The following is a 14,138-nucleotide window of genomic DNA, read 5'->3' on the forward strand; positions in this document are numbered from 1 at the left end:
ACCCCGCCGGGCGCCCTCCACCACGCCCTCCGCCGTGTCGACGGTCGGGGCCGTGAAGTGGAGGGCGTCCTCGTCGCGGGAGGGGGCGAGGCCGGCGGAGGTGGTGTCGAGGTGGAAGACGTAGCCGACGGACTCCTCCTTGATCGCGTCCGTCATGGCGACGAACATGTCGTAGCCCTCGCGCTCGTACTCGACGATGGGTTCGCGGCCCAGGGTCCAGCGCAGGCCGATGCCGTCGCGGAGGTAGTCCATCTCATAGAGGTGCTCGCGCCAGGTGCGGTCCAGGACGGACAGCACCACCCGGCGTTCCAGCTCGCGCAGGGTGCCCTCGCCCAGCTCCGCCTCGCGTTCGGCGTAGTGGGCGCGGATGTCGTCCGTGAGGGCCGCCTCCAGGTCCCCGGCGGTGAGGTTCGCGCGGCCGCCGTGCTCCCGCTCCAGGTCCTCGATCGTCACGCCCACCGGGTAGAGCTGCCCGAGCGCCCGCCACAGGGCGTCCAGGTCCCACTCCTCCGGGTATCCCTCGGCGGTCTCGGCGGCGACGTACGCCTCGACGGTGTCGTCCATGAAGCGGAGGAGCTGGCCGCGCAGGTCCTCGCCCTCCAGGACGCGGCGGCGCTGGGCGTAGATCAGCCGGCGCTGGCGGTTGAGGACCTCGTCGAACTTCAGGACGTCCTTGCGGGACTCGAAGTGCTGGCGCTCCAGCTGGGCCTGGGCGGAGGCGACGGCACGGGTGACGATCCTGTTCTCGATGGGGACGTCCTCGGGCACGTTCGTCGCGGCCATGACGCGCTCGACGAGCTGGGCCTGGAACAGCCGCATCAGGTCGTCCTGGAGGGAGAGGTAGAAGCGGGACTCCCCCGGGTCGCCCTGGCGGCCGGAACGGCCGCGCAGCTGGTGGTCGACGCGGCGGGCGTCGTGGCGTTCGGTACCCAGGACGTAGAGGCCGCCGAGTGCGGTGACCTCGGCGCGCTCGGCCTCCACCTGGGCGGTGATCCGGTCGAGGACCGCCCGGCGCTCGTCCTCGTCCGCGTCGTCGGGCAGCGCGGCCCGGGCCAGGGCCTCCGGGTTGCCGCCGAGCATGATGTCGGTGCCCCGGCCCGCCATGTTGGTGGCGACCGTCACCGCTCCCCTGCGCCCGGCCTGGGCCACGATCATGGCCTCGAGGCGGTGGTTCTTGGCGTTGAGGACCTGGTGCGGGACGCGGCGGGCGCGCAGGCGGGCGGAGAGCGCCTCGGAGACCTCGACCGTGGTGGTGCCGACCAGCACCGGCTGGCCCCTGGCGTGCCGCTCCGCGATGTCGTCGACGACCGCCGCGAACTTGGCGTCGGTGGTCCGGTAGATCAGGTCCGGCCGGTCCTCGCGGATCATGGGACGGTTGGTGGGGACGGGGACGACCCCCAGCTCGTAGATCTGGTGGAACTCGGCGGCCTCCGTCATCGCCGTGCCGGTCATGCCGGAGAGTTTGTCGTAGAGGCGGAAGAAGTTCTGCAGGGTGATGGTGGCGAGGGTCTGGTTCTCGGCGTTGACCGACACCCCCTCCTTGGCCTCGATCGCCTGGTGGAGGCCCTCGTTGTAGCGGCGGCCGGGCAGCAGGCGGCCGGTGTGCTCGTCGACGATCAGGACCTCGCCGTCGATGACCACGTACTCCTGGTCCCTCCGGAACAGTTCCTTGGCCTTGAGGGCGTTGTCGAGGTGCCCGATGAGGGGGGTGTGGTCGGACTCGTAGAGGCTGTCGATGCCCAGCTGGTCCTGGACGTACTCGACGCCGGGGTCGAGGATCGCGACGGTGTGCTTGCGCGGGTCGTACTCGTAGTGGTGGCTCGCGCGCAGCCGCTCCAGCCGCTCCTTGTCGGCGGGGCGGGTGAAGCGCTCCTCCTGGATCTCGACGCCCCTCATCGGGCCGACGAGCGTCGCGAAGGCCTCGTACCAGTGCGTGGCCGGGTCGGCCGGGCCCGAGATGATCAACGGGGTGCGGGCCTCGTCGATGAGGATGGAGTCGGCCTCGTCGACGATCGCGAAGTGATGGCCGCGCTGCACGAGTTCGGCGCGCGACCAGGCCATGTTGTCGCGGAGATAGTCGAAGCCGAATTCCGTGTTCGTGCCGTAGGTGACATCGCACGCGTACGCCGCCCGGCGTTCGTCCGGGGTGGATTCGGAGCGGACGACGCCGACGGTCAGCCCGAGGAATTCATACGCCTTTCCCATCCATTCGGCGTCCCGGCGGGCGAGGTAGTCGTTGACGGTGACGACATGGACGCCTTTTCCGGTCAGGGCGTTCAGATAGACGGGAAGGGTGGCCACCAGGGTCTTTCCCTCACCCGTCTGCATTTCGGCGACATTGCCGAGATGGAGGGCCGCTCCGCCCATGACCTGGACGTCGAAGGGGCGCATGCCGAGGGTGCGGCGGGCGGCCTCCCGCATGGTGGCGAAGGTCTCCGGCAGCAGGTCGTCGAGGGTCTCGCCGTCGGCCAGTCGCTGCCGGTACTCGTCGGTGAGGGCGCGCAGACGGGTGTCGTCCAGGGCCGCGACATCCTCCTCGACCGAGGCGACCTCGTCGGCGATCCGGTGCAGCCGGCGCAGTATCCGGCCCTCGCCCGCGCGCATGATCTTGTGGGTGAGGGAATTCATGCCGAGTTCGGGCATCGCAGCATCACCTCGGCGCTGTCGCCCCGTCCGCCGTCCTTTCGATTGTCGGCTCGTGGGGTGAGCGCGGCAAGCAGCGGGACGGTGGAACGGGGCGACGGCGCTTTCCGTACGCGGCGGCCGGCGAAGGGGGCGGCGTGAGCGAATGGGACGGTGTCAGCGAATGGGGCGGTGGACGTTCTCCTTCTCGCTCGCGCCCGGTGTCGCGTCCGCGATCCACGGGCCCTCACCGGAGGGGTCGATCACGCCCTGCTCCAGCCACTCGTACGCACCGCCGAGCACACCCTTGACCACCTTGCGGTCGACGTCGTCGGTGTTGCTCCACAGCCGGCCGAAGAGTTCCTCGACGCGGAGGCGGGACTGCCGGCAGAAGACGTCGGCGAGCTGGTACGCCTCGCGGCCGTGGCCCTCCGTGGTGCGCAGCAGCTCGGCGCGTACGCAGGCCGCGCTCATCGCGAACAGCTCCGCGCCGATGTCCACGATCCGGCCCAGGAATGCCTGCTTGGTCTCCATCCGGCCCTGCCAGCGGGACATGGCGTAGAAGGTGGAGCGGGCCAGCTTGCGGGCGGAGCGCTCGACGTAGCGCAGGTGGGCGGAGAGGTCGGGGTGGCCCGCCGGGTGGAACTCCGCGTAGGCGCGCGGGAGTTGTCCGGTGCCCGTGACCAGCTTGGGCAGCCACTTGGCGTAGAAGACGCCCGCGTTCGCGCCGGCCCTGGCCTTGTCGGAGAGGGACTTCTCGGGGTCGATGAGGTCTCCGGCCACGGACAGGTGGGCGTCGACGGCCTCACGGGCGATCAGCAGGTGCATGATCTCCGTGGAGCCCTCGAAGATGCGGTTGATCCGCAGGTCGCGGAGCATCTGCTCGGCGGGCACGGCCCGTTCGCCGCGCGCCCGCAGGGACTCCGCGGTCTCGAAGCCCCGGCCGCCGCGGATCTGGACCAGCTCGTCGGCGATGCGCCAGCCCATCTCGGAGGCGAAGAGCTTGGCGAGGGCGCCCTCGATCCGGATGTCGTTGCGGTCCTCGTCGGCCATCTGCGAGGAGAGGTCGAGCACCGCCTCCAGGGCGAAGGTGGTGGCCGCGATGAAGCTGATCTTGGCGCCGACGGCCTCGTGGTGGGCGATCGGCTTGCCCCACTGCTCACGGGCCTCCGACCATTCGCGGGCGATCTTCAGACACCACTTGCCGGCGGCCACGCAGGACGCGGGCAGCGAGAGCCGGCCGGTGTTGAGGGTGGTCAGCGCGATCTTCAGCCCCGCGCCCTCCGGGCCGATGCGGTTCGCCGCCGGGACCCGGACCTGGTGGAGGCGGGTGACGCCGTTCTCGATGCCGCGCAGGCCCATGAAGGCGTTGCGGTTCTCGACGGTGACGCCGGGTGAGTCCGTCTCCACGACGAAGGCGGTGATGCCGCCCTTGTGGCCGTCGGACTTCGGCACCCGCGCCATGACGACGAGGAGGTCGGCGACCACGCCGTTCGTCGTCCAGAGCTTCACGCCGTCGAGGACGTAGTCGTCCCCGTCGGGCACCGCGGTCGTCGCCAGCCGGGCCGGGTCCGAGCCGACGTCGGGCTCGGTGAGGAGGAAGGCGCTGATGTCGGTGCGGGCGCAGCGCGGCAGGAACTTCTGCTTCTGCTCGGGGGTGCCGAACAGTTTCAGCGGCTGCGGTGCGCCGATCGACTGATGCGCGGAGAGCAGCACGCCGATCGCCGGGCTGGCCGAGCCGACCAGGGCCAGCGCCTTGTTGTAGTACACCTGGGTGAGGCCGAGGCCGCCGTACTTGGGGTCGATCTTCATGCCGAGGGCGCCGAGTTCCTTGAGGCCGTTGATCACCTCGTCGGGGATCCGGGCCTCGCGCTCGATGAGGGCGCCGTCGACCTTCGTCTCGCAGAACGCGCGGAGCTTGGTCAGGAACTGCTCACCGCGCCGGACGGCCTCGTCGGTGGGCAGGGGGTGGGGGTGGATGAGGTCGAGGCGGAACCGGCCCAGGAACAGTTCCTTGGCGAAGCTGGGCTTGCGCCAGTCCCGCTCGCGGGCTGCCTCCGCCACCTGGCGGGCCTCACGTTCGGTGACGACGGGTTTCTTGAGGGGTGGTGCGGACATGAGGTTCACCTCGCCGCGAATCGGGATCTTGTACCGGATGAGTACCTGATTGGTTACCGATGGGTGCTACCCGATCGTTGGTACCCGATCCGGACGCCCCCCGCCACCCCTCGCGTCCGCCTCCGGCCGCCGGTGGCCGAGTACCGCTTCACCTCCGAACCGGCCATTCCTCGCCACCCACGGCCGAAAGCCGTCTGCCCGGCCCTAAGCTGAGACCCACTGCGCCTTTCGAAGCAGAGGGCGCCCGAAAGGGGCGCGGGGGAACGGCGTGCCAAGCCCCCACAAACCCGCGGCCGCCCGTACGACACCCTCCCCCACCCCTTGGGTGCCCGACCCGGTATCGAAGCGCTTCGACAACCTATGGACACGCAGTCACCACCGAGCTACTGTCGAGCCACCCCCACATCACCCTGTACGGAACCCTCGCGCAGTCGAAGCGCTTGAACAGCTTGGAGAGCTGGATGGTCACCCTCGCCGAGGTCGCCCAGCACGCCGGAGTCTCGGCGAGCACGGTGAGCTATGTCCTCAGCGGCAAGCGGTCCATCTCCGCCGGCACCCGCCAGCGGGTCGAACGGAGCATCCAGGAGCTGGGCTACCACCCGAACGCCGGGGCGCGCGCCCTGGCGAGCAGCAAGTCCAACATCATCGCGCTGATGGTCCCGCTGCGGACGGACATGTACGTGCCCGTGATGATGGAGATCGCCATCGCGGTGGCGACCACGGCCCGTATCCACGGCTATGACGTGCTGCTGCTCACCGGCGAGGAGGGTCCCGACGCGGTCCGCCGTGTCACCGGCAGCGGGCTCGCCGACGCGATGATCCTGATGGACGTCGAGCTGGACGACGAACGCCTGCCGCTGCTGCGCGACACCGACCAGCCGTCCGTACTCATCGGACTACCGGCCGACACCAGCGGACTGACCTGCGTCGACCTCGACTTCGGGGCGACCGGGGCGCTGTGCGTGGAGCACCTGGCGATGCTCGGCCATCGCGAGATCGCCGTCATCGGCGAGGCCCCCGCGGTGTACGAGCGGCACACCGGTTTCGCCGAGCGCACCCTCGACGGGCTGCGGTCGCGGGCGCGGGAGCTGGGACTGCGGGTGCTGCACCGGCCCTGCGAGGGCGGCTACGACGCGATGGCCGCGACGCTGGCCCGGATCTTCGACGAACGGCCGGCCACCACGGGGTTCGTCGTGCAGAACGAGTCCGCGGTCGAGCCGCTGCTCGCGCTGCTGCGCCAGCAGGGCCGGGCGGTGCCCGAGGACGTCTCGGTGATCGCCGTCTGCCCCGAGCAGGTCGCCCTGCAGGCGTCGGTACGGCTGACCTCGGTCGCCATCCCCGCCCAGGAGATGGGGCGGCGGGCCGTGGAGCAGCTCGTCGCCAAGCTCGACGGGCGGGAGACGGACGAAGTGGTGCTCCTCGCCCCCGAGCTGACGGTCCGCGCGAGCACGGGACCGCTGACCGGCGGCTGACCTCGGGGGCGGGGCACGGCAGGCGGGAACCGGCTCCCGCAGGCCGGCGGCCACCTCCGTCGCCCGGCGTCCGACTCCTTCTCCGTCCGCCCGCGCGGCTCCGGACCCGACCCGGTCTCCGGTCATCCGGCGCCCACCGACCCGCCCACCGTCCTGCCACTCGTCCGGCACGTCTCCCGCCGACCCGCACGTCGTCCGGGCGGCGAGCCCTGCGCTTCTCGCCCCTGCCCCCGATCCCCACTCCCCCGGCCGCAGCGGACGTGCCGGGTGGGCCGTCACTCCTTCCTTCCAGGAGCCGTCTCGTGAATCAGTCTGCCGAGAACGAGAACCAGACCCCGACGGGCGCGGTCAGCCTCGCCCAGTCCTCCCCCACCGTCGGCACGTTCCGTGAGCGGGACGGTGCCCTGGAGTGGAGCGGACGCCAGGAGACCCTGCGGATCGAGCCCTGGGGGCCGGACGCGGTCCGGGTCCGTGCCCGGCTGGGCGGCCCCCTCCTCGACGGGCTGCCGGGCGCCCTGCTCGACGAGGCGGAGAGCACCGAGAGCAGCGTCAAGATCGAGGACGGGCAGGGACGGCTGACGGTCGGCGCGCTCACCGCCGAGGTCAGCGCCGAGGGCCTGGTCCGGTTCACACGCACCGCCGACGGTCGTGAACTGCTGTCGGAGGAGCGCGCCCACTTCTGGTGGCCGGGCCCCCGCCTCTACACGGCGGTCGGCAACGGCCACCACCGCCTGGAGCAGCGTTTCGCCGCGTACGACGACGAGAGGCTGTACGGCCTGGGCCAGCACCAGCACGGGCGGCTGGACCAGAAGGGGCTGGTCCTCGACCTGGTGCAGCGCAACGCCGAGGTGGGCATCCCGGTGCTGACCTCCAGCCGCGGCTACACCCTGCTGTGGAACAACCCCGCGATCGGCCGGGTCGAGCTGGCGGGCAACGGGACGCGCTGGGTCGCGGACTCGGCCCGGCAGATCGACTACTGGATCACCGCGGGCGAACCGGCCGACGCCCAGCGCCGCTACAGCGCGGTGACGGGCCGTACGCCGATGCTGCCCGAGTGGGCGGCCGGGTTCTGGCAGTGCAAGCTGCGCTACCGCACCCAGGACGAACTCCTCGCCGTGGCACGGGAGTACAGGCGCCGGGGTCTGCCGATCGATGTGATCGTGTGCGACTTCTTCCACTGGACCCACCTCGGCGAGTGGAAGTTCGACCCGAGCGAGTGGCCCGATCCGGCGGCCCTGGTGGACGAACTGGCCGGGATGGGCATCAAGCTGGTGGTGTCGGTGTGGCCGTCGGTGTCGCCGCTGTCGGAGAACCACCCGGTGATGGACCAGCGGGGCTACTTCATCGGCACGCAGTACGGTCCGACGGCCCACGCCGACTGGCCCGACAAGGAGGTCGCCTCCACCGTCCAGGTGGCGTTCTACGACGCGACCAACCCGGAGGCCCGCGCGTTCGTGTGGGCGCGGGTGAAGGAGAACTACCTGGAGCCGTACGGCATCACGGCGTTCTGGCTGGACGCCTGCGAGCCGGAGCTGAAGCCGGGCTTCCAGGAGAACCTGCGGTACTGGGCGGGCCCCGGCCTGGAGGTCGGCAACATCTACCCGGCGGAGAACGCCCGCACCTTCTACGAGGGGCTGAAGGCGGCCGGCGAGGAGGAGATCGTCTCCCTCAACCGCTCGGCGTGGGCGGGCAGTCAGCGCTACGGGGCAGCCCTGTGGTCCGGTGACATCGGCACCGACTTCCCGACCCTGCGCCGGCAGATCGCGGCGGGCCTCAACACCGCGCTGTCGGGCATCCCCTGGTGGAACACCGACATCGGCGGCTTCCACGGCGGCGACCCGGACGACCCGGCGTACCGGGAGGTGATGGTCCGCTGGTTCCAGTTCGGGGCGTTCTCCCCGCTGATGCGCCTGCACGGCTTCCGGGAGCCCGGCATGCCGCTCGGCCCGGCCATGACCGGCGGCCCCAACGAGGTCTGGTCGTACGGCGAGGAGGCCGGCGCGATCCTGGAGCGGTATCTGCGGCTGCGCGAACGCATGAAGCCGTACGTCCTGCGGGTCATGCGCGAGGCCCACGAGCAGGGACTGCCGGTCATGCGCCCGCTGTTCCTGGAGTTCCCCGGGGACGAGCGGGCCTGGTCGGTCGACGACGCGTATCTGTTCGGCCCCGATGTGCTGGTCGCGCCGGTGCTGGAGGCGGGCGCGACGACCTGGACGACGTATCTCCCGGCGGGCGCCCGCTGGACCGACGCGTGGACCGGGGTGACGTACGACGGGGGCGCGTCCGTCACCGTGGACGCGCCGCTGGACCGCATCCCGCTGTTCCTGCGGGACGGGGCGTCGTTGCCGATCACCGAGTAGGCGGGCGGCTGCTGTTGGGACGCCGGGTCTACGCTATGGCGCCACGGCCATCCCGTGATCTTCAGGGGGTGTGCGCAACCCCCTGAGTGAGCGGAGACGACCAAGCATGAACAGCCGTACGGGAGACCCTCGCCGGGTGCGCGGGGGACGGCAGGGCCGGCGGGGCGGTCCCGCGCCGAGACCGTTGCACCGGACGCGGACGACGATACGGACCACCGGCGGCGGCCATCTGGAGCTGCCGCCACCGGTGGCGGCCCCGGCGACGCCGGTCGGCGCCGGTGGTTTCCTGCCTGGGCCCGCGCGGCACGTGGCGGTGTGGAGCGCGCTGACGCTGCTCGTCACCGGTGTCGTGGCGGTGGGGGTGTGGATCTGCGTGACGTTCCAGACGGCGGTCACGCCGGTGCTGCTCGCGCTGCTCGGCACGGCGCTGCTCGGGCCGTTCTACCGGCGGCTGGTGGCGATGCGGTTCAACAAGTCCCTCGCCGCCGGGCTGACCTGTGCGGCCGTGGTCGTGGTGATGGGCGGCGCCGCGTACATCGTGGTGGCGGCGCTCATCGACACCGGCGACCAGATCATCGCCTCGCTGCGGGACGCGGCGCGGTCGCTGAGCGACGAGTTCGGGCTGGCCGGGACGTCGTTGGACGACCTCGCGAAGAACGCCAAGGAGCTGCTGTCGAAGTTCGGCGGGACGGCGGCCTCCGGGGTGCTCACCGGGGTCAGTGCGGTCAGCTCGTTCGTCGCGATGGCGATCCTGGCGCTGCTGCTGATGTTCTTCTTCCTGCGTGACTCCGACAAGGCGGTCGCGTCGCTGCACTCCCTCGCGCCGCGCGGCCGCGGGGAGACGCTGGAGGTGATGGCCCGGCGCGCGTTCCAGGCGATCGAGGGCTTCATGCGGGGCACGACGATCATCGCGTTCATCGACGGCGTCTGTATCGCCGTCGGCCTGCTGATCCTCCAGGTACCGGGAGCGGTGGGGCTGGGCGCGCTGGTGTTCGTCGGCGCGTACATCCCGTACCTCGGCGCGTTCCTGTCGGGCGCGGTGGCGATCCTGGTGGCGTTCGCCGACCGGGGGCTGGTGACGGCGCTGTGGGCGGTCGGGGTGGTGTTCGCGGTGCAGATCCTGGAGGGGAACGTGCTCCAGCCGATGATCCACAGCCGGACCGTGCAGATGCATCCGGCGGCGATCCTGCTGGCGCTCACCGCGGGCGCCTCCATCGCCGGCATCCTCGGCATGCTCCTGTCGGTGCCGCTGACGGCGGCGGCGTTCGGCGTGCTGTCGGAGCTGCGCTCCCGGTACGGCGACGGCGCGGACCGGGCCGAGCCCGCTCGGCCGAAGGAGATCGCCGGAACGGCGGGATGACCGCCGGCGCCCGCCGGCCGCAAAAAGGGGGAACCCCAGCCGACGTGCGGCTGGGGTTCCTTCAGGTGGTGCGTATCAGGCGGGTCAGCGCTGCAGGGTGAGGACACCCGGCCGGTACGGCCACTTCAGGTAGTCGGTGCCCGCAGCTGTGGCGCCCCGGCCCTGGTAGAGGAACTGCAGGTTGCAGGGGTCGATGGTCTTGGTCTGGTCGGGGTTGTTGCGGACCAGGTCACCGTGGCTGATGTCGTTGGTCCAGGTGGCACCACTGTTGGCCTTGCCCGCGAAGGGGTTGGCCTCGGTGCCGGCCTGCACGGTCCACGGACCGTTCAGGCTGGAGGCGGTGTACGAGCGGAAGTAGCGCCCGTTCGCGCCCCGCGCCTCGACGATCATGAGGTACTGGTTCTGGCCCTGGACCTTGTAGACCTCCGGCGCCTCGAACACCTTGTCCACGGTGTCGCTGATGACCGTCGTGTACGACGAGCCGAAGTTGCCCGGGAAGTTCCCGATCGGCATGGTCGACTTGTAGATCTTGCCGTTGTCACCGGCGAAGAACAGGTGCATGTTCTGGTCGTCGGCGATCAGGGTCTGGTCGATGGGGCCCGTGGGGGAGTTGTCGGTGCTGGGCAGGGTGCCGGTGAACAGCGGCTGCGGTGCGGACCAGCTGTTGGGGTTGGTGGGGTCGGTCGACGTGCGGTAGTTGAAGGGCCAGCCGCCGGCCCACTGGGAGGCCATCACCCAGATGTTCTTGGGCGCGTGGTAGAACAGCGTGGGCGCCACCGCGCCCTGGCTCATGGCGGTCTGGGGGGCCGACGCCATGTCCGACCAGTTCGTGAAGGCGCCGAAGCCCATCGAGCGCCAGTTGCTGCCGTCGGAGTACGTCCCGTAGACCAGGTGCTTGCCCTGGTGCGTCACGGTGGTGAAGTCCTTCAGCGCGGACCACCCGTTCGCCGGCTGCGCCAGCGCGCCGGTCGAGGTCCACCGGTACGTCGACGGCAGAGAACACGTGGTGCCCGACGCGGACAGGCCGGACCACTTCTGGTTGCTGCCACCGTTGCAGGTCGCGATCTCCACCGCGGTGCCGTTGGCGGTACCCGCACCCACGACGCTCAGGCACAGCCCGGACTCCACGCCGACGACCGTGCCGTCCGTGTTCACCCGCCACTGCTGGTTCGTACCGCCGTTGCAGTCCCAGATCACCGGCCGGGTCCCGGGCGTGGTGGCGTGGCCCGGGACGTCCAGGCACTTGTTGCCGTACACGGTCAGCTGGTTGCTGTCCGTCAGCGTCCACTGCTGATTGGTCCCACCCCAGCAGTCCCAGATCTGGGTGGCGGTGCCATTGGTCTGGCTGGCGCCCGGGACGTCGAGACACCGGTTGGAGCCGGTGCCGCGCAGGGCGCCGCTGCTGGCCGCCTGGGCGGTCGGGCTGGCGACCAGCAGCGCCGCCAGCGAGACCAGGGTCGCGGTCGTGGCGGCGAGCACCGCGGACGGACGTCTGCGGCTGAGGCTGAGTCTGTGCATGGGGACCTCGTTTTTCTGAGTGCGCGGCTCTGCCGGCCCCTCGGAGGCTGTGCGTGGGGTGATGCGGCGCGACCTCACATGCGTTCGGCATTTCGAACACAGATCGAAGTATCGAGCAAGTGGATAATAAAGATCCGGCCACCAGCGTCAATACTTCTCACAGAATTCACGAGCCGGAAAAAACGGCCTAGCCGATGACCCGGCCCAGTTCGATCCGGTCGATGTTCGGGGCCCAGGCGGTCGCGTTGGCGATGGTGACCTTGTTGGAGCCCTTCCTCAGGTCGACGGGGACGCCGACGGTCCAGTAGTCGTCCCAGCTCCAGGTGTTCTTGAAGGTGACCTTCCGCGGGGCCCCGGTGCCGACGGTGATGTCCGCCGTGCGGGACATGATGTCGGTGTTGTAGGCGTGGCCGTTGTCCCGGCGGTCGTTGTGGGCGTAGTGGACGACCAGGACGTACCGGCCGGCGGCGGGCGCGTTCACGGTGAACTCCGCTGCGCTGTCGGCGCTGTTGCCGAGCCGGCCGATGTAGGAGCCGCTGGAGGCGTGCGCCGAGTCGACCAGCCTGGCACCGCCGGTGAGCGTGGCGGCGGCGGCCCCGTAGGAGAGGACGCCGTCGGACGAGCCGTCGCCGGAGACGTCGAGGGAGCGCACGGCGGAGTGCTTGGCGGTCGTCTCGATCCGGTTGTTGCCCGCGACGAGGTACAGCTTCAGCGGACGGCCGGGCACCGCCGCCAGCGTCTGCCCGTGCAGGGCGAGCCGCACCGGCGCCGACGCCCGGGGCACCACCCGGTAGTAGCCGTCGCGCGGGGCGTACACGTCGAAGACCGCCTTGTCGCCGGGGCCGAGGACGAGGGCGCCGGTGCCGACGCCGGCCGACGAGGAGTAGTCGTACGACGGCCTGCCGCTGATGTCGGCGAGCGTGGCCTCGTAGGAGGCTGCGGGTGCCGCGGTGCGGGCGGTGAGGTCGATCCGGTCCAGGGTGACCTCGGCGGCGCCCTTGGCGAGGGTCAGGGTGTGGCTGCCGGCCGACAGCTCCACGCGGACGTCCTTCTTGGCGCGGTAGGTCCAGTTCTCGGTGGAGGGGTAGGTGACCGTGACCGGGTCGCCGCCGTCGACGGACAGCTTCTGGGTGGCGGGGGCGCCGGACTGGTTGCCGTACAGGATCGCCAGGTCGTAACGGCCGTCCTCGGGCACGGTCACCGTGAAGTCGACCTTGCTGCCTGCCTGGTTGAGGGAGCCGACATCCTTGGTGCCGGAGGCGGCGTAGCCGTTGGCGTTGGAGACGGTGCCCTGGGTGTAGACCTTGCCGTCGGTGATGGCGGCGTCCTCGGCCTCGTGGGACGCGGTCCAGGACACGGTGGGGGCGGTGGGGGTACCGGAGCCGCCGGGGGTGAGGACGATCCGGTAGGCGGACATGCGGTGCAGGCCGCGCAGGGGGAGGGTCACCGTGCCGTCGTCGGCGACCCGTACCTTCGTGCGGCTCAGGACGCGGGGCGTGGCGTGCTGTCCCTCGTAACCGGACCAGGCGGCCTCGGCGACGGTCGCGGTGACCGTACGGCCGAAGAGGGGCCGGGGGACCTCGCGGACGACGACGTCCGTGTCATCGGCCGAGCCGCCCAGCAGGACCTGGGCCTGGCGGCGGGAGGCGTCGAGGGAGGCGAGGCCCTGAAGGGTGTCGATGGTGTTCGCCCGCGGTGGGGTGACCTTCACGGTGTCGCCGGTGAGGCCCGCGTACCAACGGAAGAACCACCAGCCGCCGTTGGGGATGTTGGAGCGGACGACGTTGCCGTCCATGTTCCCGGCGGCGTCCCAGTACGCCTGGTTGGCGTACACCTTGTTCCTCTCGAACATCGAGACCCACTGCACGAGCTGGCCGGGGACGGACAGGTCGCGGCGGTTGGCGTACTCATCGATGTTGATCTTCAGGGGGGTGATGCCCAACTGCCTTTCCAGGGACCGGTAGTCGTCGTAGTGGCCCTGGAAGTCGCGGAGCGAGCCGGAGCCCAGTTCGTGCCAGGTCATGATCTGGGGCAGGACGTCCTCGCGCTGGGCGAAGGCGAGGAAGTCCCTCAGCAGCCTTGTGTGGTACGAGGCTTCGTTGGGGCCGGCGATCCGCGCGTCGGGGTCGATGGCGCGGATGCGCCGGTACACGGTCTTCCAGTCCCGGAAGAACCGGTCGCGGTTCCTCTCGTACTGGGCCTGGTCGGCGATGTCGAGCTTGTACCAGATCTGGTCGGGCTCGTTGAAGGGGACGTAGACGAAGCGGTCGCTGTTCGGGTCGGCCGCGATCTCCTCGGCGATCCTGTCCACCTTGGGGAGGTAGTCGTCGATGCCGAGGTCCTCGTAGGGCCACTTGGCGTAGATGTCCTGCATCATCACGTTGATCTCGCCGCCGCCGTTGCGGAAGAACGACTTCGAGACGGTCAGCGCGTCGCCGTTGGGGTGCTGGGCGCCGCCCTCCGGCTTCTGCGAGATGCTGGTGATCTTCAGGGGGGCGAGGGCGGCGTCGCTGGGCACCCCGTCGTCGCTGAGCCCGTACAGCGCGCCGTTGGCGCCCCGCATCACGGGCCCCTCGGGGGCGGAGAGGTCGACGGTGAGGCGCTGCGGGTCCGCGGCGGCGGCCGCGGGGGCCCCGGTGGCGGGAAGGGTGCCTGCCATGGCGGCGACTCCAATGACTGCGGTGACCA

The 14,138-nt window shown here is 70.7% G+C and carries 6 protein-coding genes and 1 pseudogene; 3 read left to right on the forward strand and 4 right to left on the reverse strand.

The genetic code is table 11. The annotated features are described in order from the left end of the window. Positions 1 to 12 precede the first annotated feature (12 nt). Positions 13 to 2,643, reverse strand: a pseudogene (gene secA, locus ACZ4Z3_RS30660) (preprotein translocase subunit SecA); the annotation flags it as partial. Positions 2,644 to 2,799: 156 nt separating this feature from the next. Next, on the reverse strand, positions 2,800 to 4,740 hold the full coding sequence (locus tag ACZ4Z3_RS30665; RefSeq protein ID WP_468504079.1) for an acyl-CoA dehydrogenase family protein: 1,941 nt from the start codon (positions 4,738 to 4,740) through the stop codon (positions 2,800 to 2,802). A gap of 461 nt (positions 4,741 to 5,201) precedes the next feature. Here ACZ4Z3_RS30665 and ACZ4Z3_RS30670 point away from each other — a divergent pair, with 461 nt between their 5' ends. From ACZ4Z3_RS30670 to ACZ4Z3_RS30680, 3 genes are all read left to right on the forward strand, one after another. Further along, positions 5,202 to 6,212 (forward strand): LacI family DNA-binding transcriptional regulator, encoded by a 1,011-nt coding sequence (locus tag ACZ4Z3_RS30670; protein ID WP_468504240.1) that lies wholly within the window; start codon positions 5,202 to 5,204, stop codon positions 6,210 to 6,212. A gap of 302 nt (positions 6,213 to 6,514) precedes the next feature. Continuing rightward, on the forward strand, positions 6,515 to 8,572 hold the full coding sequence (locus ACZ4Z3_RS30675) for a glycoside hydrolase family 31 protein (RefSeq protein ID WP_468504080.1): 2,058 nt from the start codon (positions 6,515 to 6,517) through the stop codon (positions 8,570 to 8,572). Between the two features lie 313 nt (positions 8,573 to 8,885). Continuing rightward, entirely contained in the window at positions 8,886 to 9,932 is a 1,047-nt protein-coding gene (locus ACZ4Z3_RS30680) for an AI-2E family transporter (RefSeq protein ID WP_468504241.1), read from the forward strand. Positions 9,933 to 10,016: 84 nt separating this feature from the next. Here the strand turns inward: ACZ4Z3_RS30680 and ACZ4Z3_RS30685 are convergent, their stop codons facing one another. Further along, complete coding sequence (locus tag ACZ4Z3_RS30685; protein WP_468504081.1) at positions 10,017 to 11,450, reverse strand: non-reducing end alpha-L-arabinofuranosidase family hydrolase; 1,434 nt, start codon at positions 11,448 to 11,450, stop codon at positions 10,017 to 10,019. Between the two features lie 187 nt (positions 11,451 to 11,637). Beyond that, the gene (locus ACZ4Z3_RS30690) at positions 11,638 to 14,109 is read right to left on the reverse strand and encodes a CBM35 domain-containing protein (protein ID WP_468504082.1); all 2,472 of its coding nucleotides are present in this window, start codon (positions 14,107 to 14,109) and stop codon (positions 11,638 to 11,640) included. Between the last annotated feature and the right edge of the window lie 29 nt (positions 14,110 to 14,138).

This window comes from Streptomyces sp. NPDC030296 (genome assembly GCF_055572815.1).

Bases quoted from the DNA above. Each gene is read 5' to 3' on its own strand.
- ACZ4Z3_RS30665 (WP_468504079.1), bottom strand. From the start codon at position 4,740: ATGTCCGCACCACCCCTCAAGAAACCCGTCGTCACCGAACGTGAGGCC.
- ACZ4Z3_RS30670 (WP_468504240.1), top strand. From the start codon at position 5,202: ATGGTCACCCTCGCCGAGGTCGCCCAGCACGCCGGAGTCTCGGCGAGC.
- ACZ4Z3_RS30685 (WP_468504081.1), bottom strand. From the start codon at position 11,450: ATGCACAGACTCAGCCTCAGCCGCAGACGTCCGTCCGCGGTGCTCGCC.
- ACZ4Z3_RS30690 (WP_468504082.1), bottom strand. From the start codon at position 14,109: ATGGCAGGCACCCTTCCCGCCACCGGGGCCCCCGCGGCCGCCGCCGCG.